Raw genomic sequence first — 15,034 nt, forward strand, 5'->3', positions numbered from 1 at the left:
ACTGTACTTGCCATCCTTAAGGCCTTCAAACTTAGCGCTGTTGCCTTCAAATGTAACAGACTTGTCGTCAGCTGTGAGTGTCTTTGCCTTTTCGCCTTCGCCTACTGTTACACCTTCAAGTGTTTTTCCTGTTTCCTCAACTGCAAGTACAAATGTTGCCTTGCCTGCTGATTCCGGTATAGGCTCTGCTCCGAGAGACTTCTTGTCAAGTGTAATTGTTGACTTGTTGTCTTCAACTACGAGATGACCGTCTTCGTCTACATAAGCCTTGCCGTCTGTAACAGTGCTTACGTCTGTTACCTTGCCGTCCTTTATAGTAAAGGTGAACTTAGTAACTGTTGTGTAGCCATCGGGAGCGGCAGTTTCTTCAAGACTGTACTTGCCATCCTTAAGGCCTGTAAACTGTGCATTGTTTCCAGTAAATGTTGTCTTTGTTACCTCACCGAGAGCATCTCCGCCGTCGATCTTAACTCCTGCAAGGGTCTTGCCTGTTTCTTCAACTGCAAGTACGAATGTTGCCTTGCCTGCCGACTCAGGGATAGGTGATGCGCCGAGAGCAAGCTTGTCAATAACTATGCCTGTCTGAGCGTCTTCAACTACAAGATGACCGTCTTCGTCAACATAAGCCTTGCCGTCTGTAACAGTGCTTACATCCTTAACCTTGCCGTTTTCTACTGTGAATGTGAACTTAGTAACTGTTGTGTAGCCCTCGGGAGCAGCAGTTTCTTCAAGACTGTACTTACCGTCCTTCAAGCCCTCGAATTTTGTATTGTTGCCCTTGAACTCAGTCTTTGTGACTCCGCCGAGAGCAGTGCCGCCATTTACCTTAACGCCTTCAAGAGTCTTACCTTCTTCTTCAATCTGAAGCACGAAGGAAGCCTTGCCTGCTGATTCCGGAATAGGTGTTGCACCGAGTGCCAGCTTGTCAAGTGTGATAGTCGACTGTCTGTCCTCAACTACAAGATGACCGTCCTCGTCAACGTAAGCCTTGCCGTCAGTTACGGTACTTACGTCCTTGACCTTGCCGTTCTCTACTATAAATGTGAACTTAGTCACTGTAGTATAACCGTCGGGAGCAACTGTCTCCTCAAGGCTATACTTGCCATCCTTAAGACCTGTGAACTTAGCGCTGTTGCCTTCAAATGTAACAGACTTGTCGTCAGCTGTAAGCGTCTTAGTCTTTTCGCCCTCGCCTACAACTACGCCATCGAGGTTCTTGCCCTCATCCTCAGCTGCGAGAATGAATGTTGCCTTGCCTGCTGATTCCGGTATAGGCTCTGCACCCAGTGCCTTCTTGTCAAGAGTTACGACAGTCTGTCTGTCCTCGACTACAAGGTGACCCTTGTCGTCAACGTAAGCCTTGCCATCAGTAACAGTGCTTACATCTGTTACCTTGCCGTCCTTGACTGTGAATGTGAACTTTGTTACTGTCGTGTAGCCGTCGGGAGCAACTGTCTCCTCGAGGCTGTACTTACCGTCCTTAAGGTACTCAATCTTTGCATTGTTGCCGTCAACCTTTACAGACTTGACGCCGCTTGCAACAGCGTCGCCGCCGTTGATTTTAACGCCTTCAAGTGTCTTGCCCTCGTCCTCAGCTGCAAGCACGAATGTTGCCTTGCCTGCTGATTCCGGTATGGGCTCTGCACCCATTGCCAGCTTGTCAAGATTGATGATAGGAGCGTCCTTGACTGTTATCTTCTTTCCATCCTCGGACTTCTCCGTAACTCCGTCCGTAACAGTGCTTACGTCTGTTACCAGACCGTTCTTTATTGTAAATGTAAATTCAGAAACAGTTGAGTATCCGGCAGGAGCTGTATCCTCCTTAAGTGAATACTTACCGTCCTTAAGATATTCGAGCTTTGTGCTGCTGCCTGCAAATGTTGCAGACTTGACATCTCCGAGAGCCTCACCGCCGTTTATCTTGACACCGCTGAGCGTGCCGTCAGTATCCTTGGCTGTGAGTGTGAACTCTGCCTCGCCGTCGGTTATCATCTTTCCACCGAGGTCTGTCTTGTCTATTGAGATCGTGGGAGCATCCTCAACTACTATATGACCGTCCTCGTCGATGTATGTTCTGCCTGTTGTTACAGCAGATACATTTGTTACCTTGCCGTCCTTTACAGTAAATGTAAAGTCACTTACTACTGAATAGCCAAGAGGAGCAGTATCTTCTCTGAGAGTATAGGTACCATCCTTAAGGCCTGTGAATGTAACTGTGTTTCCATCGAAGGGATCTGTGGACGTTACAGTGCCGAGAGCTTCTCCGCCGTTTATGCTAACGCCGCTGAGATTAAGATCCTCGTCCTCGGCAGTAAGAGTGAACTTCACCTTTCCTGCTGACTCAGGTATCTCTGCTGCGCCAAGAGCCTTCTTGTCGAGAATAATAGTGTTCTGTTTTGTGTTAAGCAGGCTCTCGCTCGTTCTTGTACTTATAACGTTCTTGTCAGCGTCAGTCTCAACTATTACGCCGTCCTTTATAACAAAGGTCTTTGCAGCTGCCTTTTCGTAGCCCTGAGGTGCCTTTGTCTCTTCAAGTACATACTCACCGTCGTAAAGCCCCTCGAAGGTCTTGGGATTTGCATCCTTTGAGTTCCACTCTGCCGACTCTCCTTCGCCGAGAGCATCACCTGTCTTCTTTGCTGGTATAGCCTTTCCAGATCCCTTCTTGAAGGTGAGCTTCATATCAGCGCCTGCCGTTGTGCCAGCAGGAGTCGTGTTGCCCTCCTTGTCGTAGAACTTGGAAATCTCAATCTTGGAGATGTTGTCGAGTATTATGAGCTGCTTGCCATCATCAGAAAGCTTGTATGTGCCTGTTGTCTTTGCATCTGTAACAGTTACCTTTCCGTCTTTCACAGTAAATCCGAATTCGGACTCGACCTTTGTGTAGCCGTTGGGTGAAGCTGTTTCCTTAAGTATATAATCGTCGTTATCAAGACCTATGATGTCTATTGAGCCACCTGTGAACTCACAAGCCTTTCCGCTGTCTGTGAGCTTGAGGAGCTTCTCATAAGAAACGGTTGGAACCAAGTCGCCCTCTTCAACACTGAGCGTGAAGATGTTTCCGTCCTCGAACTCTATTGTATAGGTACCGCTGTATACGCCCTTGAGCTCAAGGGATGTTCCTAAAACTGCTCCATTGTATTCATAGGTATTCTTTGAGGAAGGAGATACCTCCTTGCCGTCAACGGTAACATTTCTGAAAGTGTTTCCGCGTATAGTATACTTCTGTCCGGATTTGAGATCCTTTATAGTAACTCCGCTGGTGTTGTTGAGAGCGTCATGTGACTTTACAGCCTTTTCAGAAAGATCAGTACTGCTGTCAACAGTAGTGAGTACTCCCAGCGCCGAGCCGTCTTTCTTTGTGAGAACGAACTCTGCGTTGTCAACGATCACCGAGCCCATGTCACCCTTGCTGATCTTAACTGTTTCCTTCCTGTTGACGAATTCAATAACATCCTTGTCAGCAGAAAGTACACCATCTGTTCTCTTTACTGTAAAGATCTTTACTGTATCCTTTACATAGCCTGCGGGAGCTGTGAGCTCCTCTACAGAATAAGTGCCTTCGGGAAGACCTGTGAATACTACCTCCGAGCCAATGGAATACCATTCAAAGGATTTTTCGTCGGAAGAAAGATTCTTGATCTCGTTGCCCTTGAACTTATATGGATAGAAGTTGCTTCCGGACTTGCTGTCCCAACCCTTTCCGTCTGAGGTGAAGTACTGTGAATCGTGAGCCTTTACGTTCTTCATGCTCTCGCCTGAAGCGCCCTTGAGTCTAAAGTAAGCACCCTGAACAGCCTTGCCGGTCTCGTCTACCTTCTTAACAGATATCGCATAAGCCTCGTCGATCATTGTGATCTCAGAGCTGCTCTCGCCTGTAGACTTTGCGGAAGCACCGGTATCAGCCGTTACAACTGAAGCCTTGCCGCCATCGATCCTGATATCTGTAGCCTTGATAGGCTGATAACCATCGGGAGCTGTCTCAGTAAGGGTATAAAGCCCGTCAGGGATACCTGTGAACTCTATAGCCTTGTCCGTGCTCGTCCATGTGATAGTCGAATCACTGTACTTTACGTCAGCATCCATATCGTCGTCAAGATCTGACTTCACGCCGCTGTTGAGCTTCGCTCCACCTGATTCCTTTGTTGTGAGAGTAAACTGTGCGCCTTCAAGGAATTCCTTTGCGTGAGATGTAATCACAACGCCCTCGCTGTCCTCGTTTGCAAACAAAACGTCGTTGTACTTGACAAACTTTACTCTCGAATCTGGAGTTCCGCCTGTATTTGTAATGCCGATCGTTCTGTTTCCGCCGGATACTCCGTTATCTGTATACGATACCTTGTAGCCGTCGGGAACATCGTCCTCTATCGCATAATAGAAATATGTGTGTCCATCCTCATCGGCCTTTTCAAGACCATCCCATGTGGCAGTCCAGTCGTTGTCTGCACTGAGTGTCTTGGTCTCGTATTCCTTGAAGCCGATACCAGGACCGCTTATCTCGTCAACGTAGCCGTCTGCAACAGTGATCACAAACTTTTCGGCTTCACCCTTCTTGAAGGTGTAGGTTCCGTCCGGAAGACTTGATACTATCTCATCGGTATCGGCATAGAAGATAGTTGTCTCTGCGCCGAATCCAAACTTTGATGTTACTGTCTGTGCCGAAACGCTGGAATTAACTGTCTTTATCGTTCCGCCATCCTCATATGTGATCGGAACTGTGGTCTTGGCTTCCTCGTTCACAGTCTCAACGAAGTCTGTGAACTTGTTTATGTTATCTGCTTCGTCAGTCACGTAGCGCAGACCAGCCTTCTTAGATCGGTAGAGTGTTACCTCTATCTCGTCGTCCTCATGCTTGTCATCGCCATCGCTCCATGTCTTCTTTGCAGATACCTTTATGCTGGTGTTTTCGCTTACGGGGTTCATAAAGGGAGCCATGTGCGTCTGGTTTGTGAGCGTTATCTTGTTCGCAATGATAGAACCGCTCATATTGTTCGGTACGACCTCGCAGTCAGGTGCGAGAACGCAGCCCCATGGCTCGAGTTTTTCGCCGTAATTGTAGAGTATCTTTGTACCCTCGGAATTGGCATTGAAGAAGTTGTAGATGACATTTGTGCCGCTGAGAGCGCTCTGCTCTGAATCTACCAGTTTGTAAGTAGGATCATAAGCCGATTCATAAGTCCACTCAGGTGTCCATATAAGCTCCGACTTGCCTTTGAGGTCGATATTTACTACAAGGGTCTGGTCGCCGTAGAACTGACCGTCCTTGAAGTTGATATTCTCGACCTTCATATTGCGGTAGTTGTCGAGCTCGTCCGCGGTGAAGTTCAGCACGTTCGTGCCGTTCTCGTTAAGGGTAAGGGTCCCCAGATAAGGAGTCTGATTTGACGGATCATTCGAATAGTCAGGGTTTTCAACAAACTTGAGATTAGCATAGGAATCCTCGAGCTGTGAATACCTTGCTGATCTGTTCTCGTAATTTTTCTTTTCGGACTCGAAATCTATCAGATTCTTGCCGGTATGAGCAAGGTAGCAACTGTTCTTATAGTCGCCGCCAGGCTGGAGTTTTACGAAAAATTTATCCGACTGAGGAAGATCAACTCTGATATACGGATAAGGACTGGCGTCCTGAGGGTAATCAAGGGCAGACTTTTCATTTTCAACGTAGCCTACGCCGAATATGTACTCGCCCTTCTTTACATACAATTCGCAGTTCTCAGGGAAGAAGAAGTCGCTCATCTTGCCGAGTGAGAATTCCTTTGAACCCTCCTCCAAAGCTTTAGCTTCGTACTCTCCGCCCTCTTTGAACACGAAAGAATCCCTGACTACATTGAGGATTCTGCCTGTTCCTTCGGTATTGAGCTGTCCGTGATTTGATCCGATAATGTAGTTCGGTGTTGCGATGTTTCCGTTGATGTGTGCGCTGTTGTTAGTGGTTTCAATGGTATCAAATGCGAACAAATGGAAATCGCCGGCTATTCCCAGCGGGTTATTCCTGAACCACTGCGTCTGCTCGTAGGGCGTGTTAATGACAGGAAGTCCGTCTGCGGCAGCATTAGCCTGCATACCAATAAACGACGGCACAACATAAGTCATTGCCAGAACTCCCGAGGTGACGCTGCTTATCAGGCGTTTACCCAAAGATTTCTTCATTTTCGATCCATCCTTCCTTTGTTTTATTTTTTCTACAATTCCCCGTAATTTACCTTTCCGCCTGTGCGCAGGATGATATGTTTACAGTATTTTGCACTTTATATTATAACACGCCCATATACAAATTGCAATATTTTAACTTTAACTAATATTTAAAAATATTTATGCGGCTTTTGTGCAATTTGTAAGAGAATTATGCTGTTTCTTGAAGTTTGACAGCAAGTTCAACAATGCGGCGGAGCTTTATGTCAACTGGCACTACCAATTCCAGTTGACTCCTACAAAACCGATAGACAAAAAATTCGTTTTTTATTTCATTACGCCTCGTATTATAGTCCGTCACTATGACCATATATAAATTCTATATTTATTTATCATCAACGTTTTAAAACTTCATTGTGTAACAAAATTCGGCAAATACGCTATTTACTTTCACCGCAAAAAATGATATCATAATGATATTGTATTATATCCCTCACGGGAGTAGTAACAAGGAGGAAATTAAATATGAAAGAGAATTCCAAGATCCGCTCACTGGTTCTTTTAGGACTTCTGACTGCTGTTGTGGCGCTCTTCTCACTGACGCCCATTGGCTCCATCCCGATCGGACCGCTTTCGATCACACTCAATATCATACCTATTGCTATCGCTGCCATTGCTCTCGGGCCCATAGGTGGACTGATAATGGGTACGGTATTCGGACTTTTCAGCTTCATGCAGTGCTTCGGCATAGGAGTCCTCAGCGGAATGGGAGCCGCTACACTTGAGATAAGCCCCGTGCTCACCTTTGTACAGAGAGTCATTCCCCGTGCGCTGGATGGTCTGCTGGTAGGACTTATTTTCTCATCTCTCTCAAAGATAAACTCAAAAAAGGCACTTTCCATTATTTCCGGTATCGTTTCCGGTATAGTTCTTATCGGACTTTTCCTTTCCGTACTCCTGCTAATATGCCACGACGAGAACGGAAAGTACAAGATGTCAGAGGGTATGTATAAATTCATGACATCCGGGCTTCCCGTTGCTCTCACTCTCACAGGCATATTCGCTCTGGGATTTGCTGCAATGTTCTGGTTCGTCAGAAAGAAGGACTTCTCAAAGATACAGCAGTCCTGCGGTATCGCCGGATTCTCCGCAGCGATACTCAACACCATCTTCTTCATGGGAGCTCTGGTTCTGCTCTTCAACCACACTGCAACAGGTCTTGACAACAAGTATGCTATTACAGTCAATAACGGCGTCATTTCTGAGGTCAAGGACAGCTCAGGAAACAACGTAGCCTTTACAAATGGAGGTAAAGCCGTGGCAATCGGTAACGATATCGTTTTCTACGTAAAAGAAGATATTTCTGATATCCCTGCCACCGTTTCTTCCGCAGCCGTAAAGTTCAAGCTAAGCTCAGACAAGCTCAAAGGTGCTACGTTCGCGGGCACCGATCAGATAAATGGCAATTCATTCACATTCAAAAATCCTAATGCCCATTTCAGTAATCTCGCAGACGGGAAATATACCCTTAAAGTCTATAAGAAATTCAACTATATCGACAAGCTCAGGAGTGGCAAGAGCATACTGCTCTTTATTATCACAGCTGTCGGAATCAACGCATTGTTTGAAATGGTTATATCGACCATATTCACTGCTCTTATCTGCACTGCCCTCTTCAAGGCAAAGCTGATAAAAACTCCTGACAATCTCAAGGAATGATCAACAAAAGCCTTTTCCACGGAAAAGGCTTTTTCTGAAATCAAAAGCTTTTTTACATATCAATAGCTGCCGGCAGTCAACTTCCGGCAAAAAAAGCTATCATACCTTAATCCAACGCAAAACATCATGAAAATAGTATATATAATTAATCTTACAAAATCAAAGTTTATTCAATTACGGAGAGTATAATTGTCCAAATTTATAAAAACAAATCATGGGTTTGATATTTTTTTATCACTTTTCTAGAAATCGCTTTAATCAGCTATTTTTCCTATTGACAGCGCGCTTGATAGGTGTTAAGATGTATGTATAAAAGTTAGGAGTAAGTTAAATGTACAAACGAGCATTCCTGTTCAATGGTATCGGTTCAAAGCCTGAAAAACTGTTGGTAAACCTTCCGCCGGAGCTCATGGACAGGTACAGATTTTACCTTGATTCTGCATTCGGCAGACTTGGTCTCAGCAGAGACCTTGAAAAAAACGAAGCTCATGACAGCCGTGTGGCAGAATGGATAATATCGCTGATTTGCGACAGAGTGATATTTGAACACTTTATCAGCATGGGGATAATACCTGATATTGGCGCAGGCTACAGTTCAGGCATAGTCAGCATAAGCGGCTGCTTCGGCTCGGTAACCCACGAATTCGCACAGAATATCATCATGATGAACCGCGCTACTATGCGCTGCCTTGAGAAAAATGGCGAAAAGCTCGATATGGGAGTGATCGTCGGCTTCTCCTACAATGACATCGAAGAGATGTTCAGAGGCAGATTCACTTCGGATCAGCTCGTTATCGGAAGCGGCAATTCAAAATTCCACGTTATGGTCAGCGGACGTGCTGACGCTGTAGAGAAGGCTCTTGCTCTCAGCAAAGACGAAGGCGCTATAAAGGCTTTCAGTTTCGGCACAGGCATAGCCTATCACCATCCGCTGATGAAGGCTTTCTCGCAGGAATACGTTGATTTCTGCAGTTCGGTCCGGTACAAGGCTCCCGACTATCCTATACTCTCCATATTCAGCAGAGAGATAATGACAAAGGGAGAGCAGGTTCTCAGAGAGAACCAACTCAATGTATATACTCCCATACGCTGGGATCTTGCAATAAAAAAGCTAGAGGAGCTCGGTGTGACGGAGTTCTTCGACATCAGCGCAAACGGCGCTGTAAGCAAATTTACACGAGTAAGCAGGAAATGTAAAATTTACACTCTTAATGATGTGTGAATTTTTCATATAATAAGGCTACCCGTTCAGAGGGATGTCAAAAATTTGGAGGTAAAAACAATGAGAGAGATCACAGAAGAAATCAGACAGGAGATCACAGACATGATCTTCGACTACTACGCAGAGGAATGTGAAGTAGACAAGAGCGAGATAACAATGGAGACAAATCCTCAGGAGGAGCTCGGAAGCGATTCGCTTATGTTCGTTGAGCTCATCGAAATGACAGCAGAAAAGTACGAGCTCGATATCAAGCTCCAGAGCATCGGCAAGTATATGCTCAAAGCTCCCATGGAGACAATGAGCGACGTTGTTGAGATGTTCTGCAAGATCTATCAGTACGGCAACGATATCGTTAACCAGTAATGGCAGAAATACTCAGGTCTAATCTATCAGAGCTTCACGCTGAGGACAATATCGCTGTACTTACAATTGAGAACGGTCCTAAGAATCTTCTTACGGAACCGGAATTCATAGACCGTAAGGAGCTCCTCGGCTGGCTGGACAAAAATCCTCAGACAGGAGCTCTTGTCATAACAGGCAAAGGCAGGCATTTCTCCCATGGTGCCGACGTTTCACTTTTCGGTAAGGCTGGCGTCAGCGAACTTTCAGCGAAGCTGGAGAGTGCAAGGGAGCTGCTCCGCACTATCGAAAGGCTTCCGATAATAACTGCCGCAGCGATCAACGGCGGCTGCTTCGGAGGCGGTCTGGAAATCGCACTGAGCTGCCAGTTCAGGATAGCTTCTCCCTCGGCATTTCTTGGACTTCCCGAGATAATGCATGGAGTAGTGCCAGGCATGGGCGGTATGGAGCGCCTTTACAGGCTCCTTGGGAAGGAGAAGGCTCTCCGCATGATACTCTGCGGAGAAATGATAAGCTCAAAGGACGCTCTGGACATTGGGCTTGTTACTAAGCTCAGCGAAGGCAGAAATTCCTTTGAAGAGACTATAACCTTTGTGAAGGAACTTCTCAGTGGGAAATCGCTCACACAGATACATGCAATAACAGAGACTATGAACCTTGCCGCGGACGGTGCTGAAGACCCGTCAAAGGGCAAGTTTGAAGCAGCATTGACGGAGGCGTTCGAAAAATGAGAAGGAGCTCCTATAAACTTACAGTCAGAGGATATGAGCTTGACTCGTTCGGTCATGTAAACAACTCAGTATACCTACAATATGCAGAAACGGCCATGTGGAACTTTCTTAAAGTCAATGGACTGCTCGACCCTATAAGGGAACAGGGACTCTTTCCGGTAATAATGGAAAGCACCCAGAGGTATATACACGAGCTGAAAATGCTTGACGAGGTAAGAATAGACTCGGAGCTCTCCTGCACCGGTGGTATTGTCAACTACAAGCATAATATCATCAACAAGAACACAGGTCTTGTTGCATGTAGGGTTACAGGCAAGCTCGCTTATGTAAACAAGGAACGTATGATATGCGACGTCCCCGACGAGTTGAGAGCCTGTCTGGAAAGTGGAGAGAACGACGCTCAGTAAACAGACATCATACCCGATATCGGTGGTGTAAGCTCGCTGTATCAGCTTCCTGAGTTCAGGGAGCAGTTCGGCGAGCCTTGCTTACTGTTTGTTTTCACCGGCAAAGCTGCGATACTGCCCGACAGCATTCTTTAAAGTATACGGAACAGCTATGACCGAAACCGAGGTGCGGGCAAAAAACAAAAACAAAAACAAATAATACAGACAAGTATGCAGGCAGCCATTTCAGCATTGGTGCTGAAGAGGATGCGCTTGCAGACCGCTCCGCAAACTAATCCGTCAACGGCTCGTGGGAAAGTTTCCTGTGAGCTATATCAAGCAAAAGAATCACTTTACATTACTCATAGAGATCCCGTTCCCAGTCATCAGGTGGTAACGGGCTTCTGTATTGGTCTGGGCACCACGCCCGTGATAAACAACCAGTACAGTATCCTCATGAGAACGCAGGAGTATATCAGCTCCTGCAATACATCAGGGAGGCACAGACATGAAAATAGGAATAGTGGGCTATGGAAAAATGGGAAAGGATATATTCTCACTTTTCTTTGATAAGCTCCCCGACGCGCAGTTTGTGGTCATAGACCTCTTCGGCGCAGAGGAGAACAGGGAGGCTCTGCTGAAAAATCTCGGCAAGAGCCTGAAAAGAAAAAAGCTCACAGAAGAACAGTATGAATACAAAAAGGGCTCCTTCGTATTCACAGACGATATCTCCACCCTCAGCGGCTGCAATATCGTCATAGAAGCCGTATTTGAGAATATGGCTTCAAAAAAGGAGCTTTTCGCAAAGGCTGCACAGGCGGTATCTGACGATTGCCTGCTGCTTACGAACACATCGTCCCTCGATATAGCTTCGGTATTTGAGGATATTCCTTATAAGGAGCGCTGCTTCGGTATGCACTTCTTCTATCCCGTGAAGCTAACAGGCTTCGTGGAGCTGAACGTGCTCCCGGAGACCGCTCAGGACAATATCGAGGAGGCTGCGCAGCTGATTGAATCAGCCGGCAAAAAGCCTATAATATTCTCAGGCGAATATCACATATATCTCAATCAGATCCTCGCCTGCATGATATCACACGCCATATACCTCCGTGAAAGCCTCGGCGCTTCTGCAGCAGAGATCGACAGGTCGTTGGCGGAGCTCTTCCCTGTCGCAGGGCCCTTTGAGATACTGGACAGCGTAAGTCTGGGGCTTATGGCAGAGAATCCGGGGAACTTCCAGATAGAACGCAACAGGAAGCTTCTCGGCTACGGCTGTGAGAAGATGCAGGGCTGGCTCGCAGATGGCTGCCCAAGAGAAACTCTCTGCTTCCTTGACTTCATGTCGGAGCACGAGAAGGATACAGGTGCCGATTGCAGCAAGGCTGCGCTTTATATGGCGGCGCTGATACTGAATGAGACGGTAAACGCTGTAAGCGGGTACAGCGGCAACAAGACCGTGCTGACAGAAGCTGTACAGGACACTCTCGGACTTTCGGAATCTCCTGCGGCTTTGTACAGAAAGTACGGCTCAGAGGATATTTTTGCAGCGCTTGACAAGCTGCACAGCGAAACGGGCTTCGGCTCATATTCGCACAAAGATAAGGGCGTCTGGGACAGCATACTCGGCTGAGCCCGGAAATATTAGAGATATGAGGTTATTAGTATGAAAAAGGTAGTTATTACAGGTATGGGAGCCGTCACTTCAATCGGCTTCAACGCTCAAGAATACTGGGAAGGTCTTCTTTCAGGAAAATGCGGAATGAAGACCATAACAAGGATCCCCCTTGATAAGCATGACACCACTGTCGCTGCCGAGATCCCTGACGAGTTCGAGATAGAGGCAGAAAAATACTGGAAAAAGCGCCAGCTCAACGCTACAACAACGGCGACTAGAATGGGTCTTGCCTCAGCAGGCGAGGCTGTCGCCGACTGCGGCATAGACACTGCAAACTATGATCTTAAAAAGGTAGCCGTTATTTACGGCATTATTGATAATTCCTACGAGGATAAGGAGCTTGACAAGCCCCTTAATATAACACTGAAAAAAATGCCAAACGAGCTCCCTGCTCTTGTATCTATCAAGTACGGCTTTATGGGTCCTGCCTTCAACGTCAGCACAGCCTGCGCCTCATCGGCTTACGCTATAGCTCTCGGAAAGCAGTTCATAGAATCTGGGCTTTGCGACATGGTAGTTGCAGGCGGTATCTCAGGTACAATCACACATCTTATTTTAAGCGGTTTCAATCAGCTGCTTGCAATGTCGGTAAATCCAGACCCGAATTCGGCTGCCCGTCCCTTCACCAAGAACCGTGACGGCTTCATCATGGGCGAGGGCGGCGGAACGCTGATACTCGAATCTGAGGAGTCTGCAAAAGCAAGAGGAGCGAAGATTTACTGTGAGCTTGCAGGCGCTGCAATGTGCAGCGAAGCCTACCATCTCACAGCTCCCGATACAGACGGCGAGGGCATGGCTGAGTCGATTAGGCTCGCTCTCAACAACGCAGGCATCTCCCCCGAAGAAGTGGATTACATAAATGCTCACGGCACCTCGACGAGCCTCAATGACCTCTATGAGACTAAAGCTGTAAAGGATATATTCGGAAAAAAGGCTTACGATATCCCGATATCCTCAGTAAAGGCTTCCATAGGTCATACTCTCGGTGCAGGCGGCGCACTCGAGGCTATCGCCTGCATAAAGGCTATAGAGACCGGCATTGTACCGCCTACGATACACTATGACGAGCCCGACCCTGAACTTGATCTCAATTACGTACCAAACGTCCCTCAGAAGCATAAGGTGGATATTGCGATATCAAACTCCTTCGGCTTTGGCGGACACAATGCAACACTCGTGCTTAAAAGGTACAACGGCTGAAAAGGAAAGGAAGAAAACACCAATGCCTATAGCACAAATGAAAACCAATTACAAATTCAGCTCTCCGGCAGTACGTACCAACTTTCTGGATGAGACTGCAAGCGAACTTTCGGAGATACTGAGAAAACCCCTTCCTGCGATAATGATAATGCTGGACGAGTGTCCGATGTATATGAACAGCTCCGAGGATACTGAGTTCTTTGCAGAATTCAGATATATACTCCCTCCGGAGTACTCAGACAATAAGTCAGCCTTTCTGAAAGAACTTGCAGACAGGATGCTCAGCCTTATACAGAAGCATACCCATGCAGACCCCTACCGCGTGTATATGCAGTTCACGGAAATGACACGTGAGGGCGCATGGAGATATACAGGCTGATATAATAAAAATGGGCAGGCGGCTCACGCAGGCTGTTCTTCCCAAAAAGACCGGAAAGGACAAAAAAATATGAAATGGGCAATTAGAGATCTGCTCAACCCTGTGGCGACACGTTCGCTGCTCTACGGAGCAGATCCATTCGATCTTGAAGCTATACTCAAAAAGATCGACAATATAAAGGTTAAAAGCGGAAAACAGATACAGGAAGTATGGATAAACGAATGGCACACCAAGATAGACCGCTATTCTAAGCTCTGCGAAAAGGCAGTAGCTGAGGGAAATAAGTTATCCGCAATGGAGTATGCAAGAATGGCGGCACAATGCCATTATGCCTGCTTTATGGTAAATATCGAGGACGTTGAACACAAGACCGAGATATACAAGGGACTTGAAGTAAGTTACAGACACTATATAAAGCTCTGCAAGAATAAGATCGAGTACACTGAAATAGACACCCGTGCAGGAAAGATACCTGCATATATACATTACCCGGATTCGGGCAGGAAATCGTCTTATCCCGTAGCTGTCACCTACTCCGGCATAGGCAGCTGTAAGGAGGAACTGGAAATGCTGGCTGCTCCTCTTAACAAGAGAGGAATAGCAGTTATTACTCCAGATATGCCCGGTGCAGGCGCAGCTATAATCCACAACAATATCAAGTGCGGCGGCAAGCAGATTGAATCTGCCTTTGAAGGCATATACAGATTCATCAAAGAGCACAAAAAGCTCGATGAAAAGAATATCGCCAACTTCGGTCTATGCATGGGAGGCGGATACGCCTTCCGCGCTACTGTAAAGAATCCGAAGGTAAAGGCATGTGTGAGCCTTTTCCCACTGCTGATGAACTTTGCAGATCAGGGTAGCATCCCCATATGGATGAAGCGTGGAAAGTGGAGCTCATACCAGTATTCCGACGATTACCTTGAAGGCATGAGGATTCTCGAGGAGGGTACTCACAAGGCAGATTTTCTTATGGTATACAGCAGCGATGACAACTGGATGACCCCAGAGGCTTCACAGAAGCTTCTCGACAAAGCTCTCGGCTACAAGGAATGCATCCACATAGAAGATAAGCCTGCCTACGTATCCGAGGAAACCATAATGCACGCTATGCCAGTTGGCGAGCAGTACCACTGGGTAAAGCACATAGCAGCAGATTTCATAGCAGCAAGACTTAACGGGAGAAAATGAAATGCCGGAGAAATTTTTTGATTACTACAGCAAGTACGC

Annotated in this window: 10 protein-coding genes; 9 read left to right on the top strand and 1 reads right to left on the bottom strand. The window is 46.7% G+C overall.

Going from position 1 to position 15,034, the window contains the following annotated elements; all coding sequences use genetic code 11:
* Nucleotides 1-6,150 (bottom strand): SpaA isopeptide-forming pilin-related protein (locus J6U00_RS12900; RefSeq protein ID WP_296582459.1); only part of this gene is annotated, 6,150 nt, incomplete at its 3' end.
* Between the two features lie 507 nt (nt 6,151-6,657).
* Here J6U00_RS12900 and J6U00_RS12905 point away from each other — a divergent pair.
* The 9 genes from J6U00_RS12905 (at nt 6,658) to J6U00_RS12945 (ending at nt 14,995) form a co-directional block, all read left to right on the top strand.
* Nucleotides 6,658-7,851 carry an ECF transporter S component gene (locus J6U00_RS12905; RefSeq protein WP_296582461.1) on the top strand — a complete coding sequence of 398 codons (1,194 nt, stop codon included), beginning with the start codon at nt 6,658-6,660 and terminating at the stop codon, nt 7,849-7,851.
* 331 nt (nt 7,852-8,182) lie between these two features.
* A complete protein-coding gene (locus J6U00_RS12910) occupies nt 8,183-9,073 on the top strand; it encodes an acyltransferase domain-containing protein (RefSeq protein ID WP_296582464.1) in 891 nt (296 codons plus the stop codon).
* Nucleotides 9,074-9,133: 60 nt separating this feature from the next.
* Complete coding sequence (locus J6U00_RS12915) at nt 9,134-9,436, top strand: phosphopantetheine-binding protein (protein WP_296582465.1); 303 nt, start codon at nt 9,134-9,136, stop codon at nt 9,434-9,436.
* Nucleotides 9,436-10,164, top strand: coding sequence for an enoyl-CoA hydratase/isomerase family protein (locus J6U00_RS12920; RefSeq protein WP_296582467.1), 729 nt, complete (start codon nt 9,436-9,438; stop codon nt 10,162-10,164). The genes J6U00_RS12915 and J6U00_RS12920 overlap by 1 nt, the downstream gene beginning before the upstream one ends.
* Nucleotides 10,161-10,571: a thioesterase family protein gene (locus tag J6U00_RS12925; RefSeq protein ID WP_296582468.1), complete on the top strand. Its 411-nt coding sequence runs from the start codon at nt 10,161-10,163 to the stop codon at nt 10,569-10,571. The genes J6U00_RS12920 and J6U00_RS12925 overlap by 4 nt, the downstream gene beginning before the upstream one ends.
* 487 nt (nt 10,572-11,058) lie before the next feature.
* Nucleotides 11,059-12,180 (top strand): 3-hydroxyacyl-CoA dehydrogenase family protein, encoded by a 1,122-nt coding sequence (locus J6U00_RS12930; RefSeq protein ID WP_296582470.1) that lies wholly within the window; start codon nt 11,059-11,061, stop codon nt 12,178-12,180.
* Between the two features lie 33 nt (nt 12,181-12,213).
* Complete coding sequence (locus J6U00_RS12935) at nt 12,214-13,425, top strand: beta-ketoacyl-[acyl-carrier-protein] synthase family protein (protein ID WP_296582473.1); 1,212 nt, start codon at nt 12,214-12,216, stop codon at nt 13,423-13,425.
* 22 nt (nt 13,426-13,447) lie between these two features.
* Nucleotides 13,448-13,804, top strand: coding sequence for a hypothetical protein (locus J6U00_RS12940; protein ID WP_296582475.1), 357 nt, complete (start codon nt 13,448-13,450; stop codon nt 13,802-13,804).
* Between the two features lie 69 nt (nt 13,805-13,873).
* Complete coding sequence (locus J6U00_RS12945; RefSeq protein ID WP_296582477.1) at nt 13,874-14,995, top strand: alpha/beta fold hydrolase; 1,122 nt, start codon at nt 13,874-13,876, stop codon at nt 14,993-14,995.
* Nucleotides 14,996-15,034 lie beyond the last annotated feature (39 nt).

The organism is Ruminococcus sp., assembly GCF_017650195.1.
Taxonomy (GTDB): Bacteria; Bacillota; Clostridia; order Oscillospirales; family Ruminococcaceae; genus Ruminococcus.

What these genes read in the sequence shown, in the direction of transcription:
- J6U00_RS12905 (WP_296582461.1), top strand. Translation starts at nt 6,658, where the DNA reads ATGAAAGAGAATTCCAAGATCCGCTCACTGGTTCTTTTAGGACTTCTG.
- J6U00_RS12925 (WP_296582468.1), top strand. Translation starts at nt 10,161, where the DNA reads ATGAGAAGGAGCTCCTATAAACTTACAGTCAGAGGATATGAGCTTGAC.
- J6U00_RS12920 (WP_296582467.1), top strand. Translation starts at nt 9,436, where the DNA reads ATGGCAGAAATACTCAGGTCTAATCTATCAGAGCTTCACGCTGAGGAC.
- J6U00_RS12945 (WP_296582477.1), top strand. Translation starts at nt 13,874, where the DNA reads ATGAAATGGGCAATTAGAGATCTGCTCAACCCTGTGGCGACACGTTCG.
- J6U00_RS12935 (WP_296582473.1), top strand. Translation starts at nt 12,214, where the DNA reads ATGAAAAAGGTAGTTATTACAGGTATGGGAGCCGTCACTTCAATCGGC.
- J6U00_RS12940 (WP_296582475.1), top strand. Translation starts at nt 13,448, where the DNA reads ATGCCTATAGCACAAATGAAAACCAATTACAAATTCAGCTCTCCGGCA.
- J6U00_RS12910 (WP_296582464.1), top strand. Translation starts at nt 8,183, where the DNA reads ATGTACAAACGAGCATTCCTGTTCAATGGTATCGGTTCAAAGCCTGAA.
- J6U00_RS12930 (WP_296582470.1), top strand. Translation starts at nt 11,059, where the DNA reads ATGAAAATAGGAATAGTGGGCTATGGAAAAATGGGAAAGGATATATTC.
- J6U00_RS12915 (WP_296582465.1), top strand. Translation starts at nt 9,134, where the DNA reads ATGAGAGAGATCACAGAAGAAATCAGACAGGAGATCACAGACATGATC.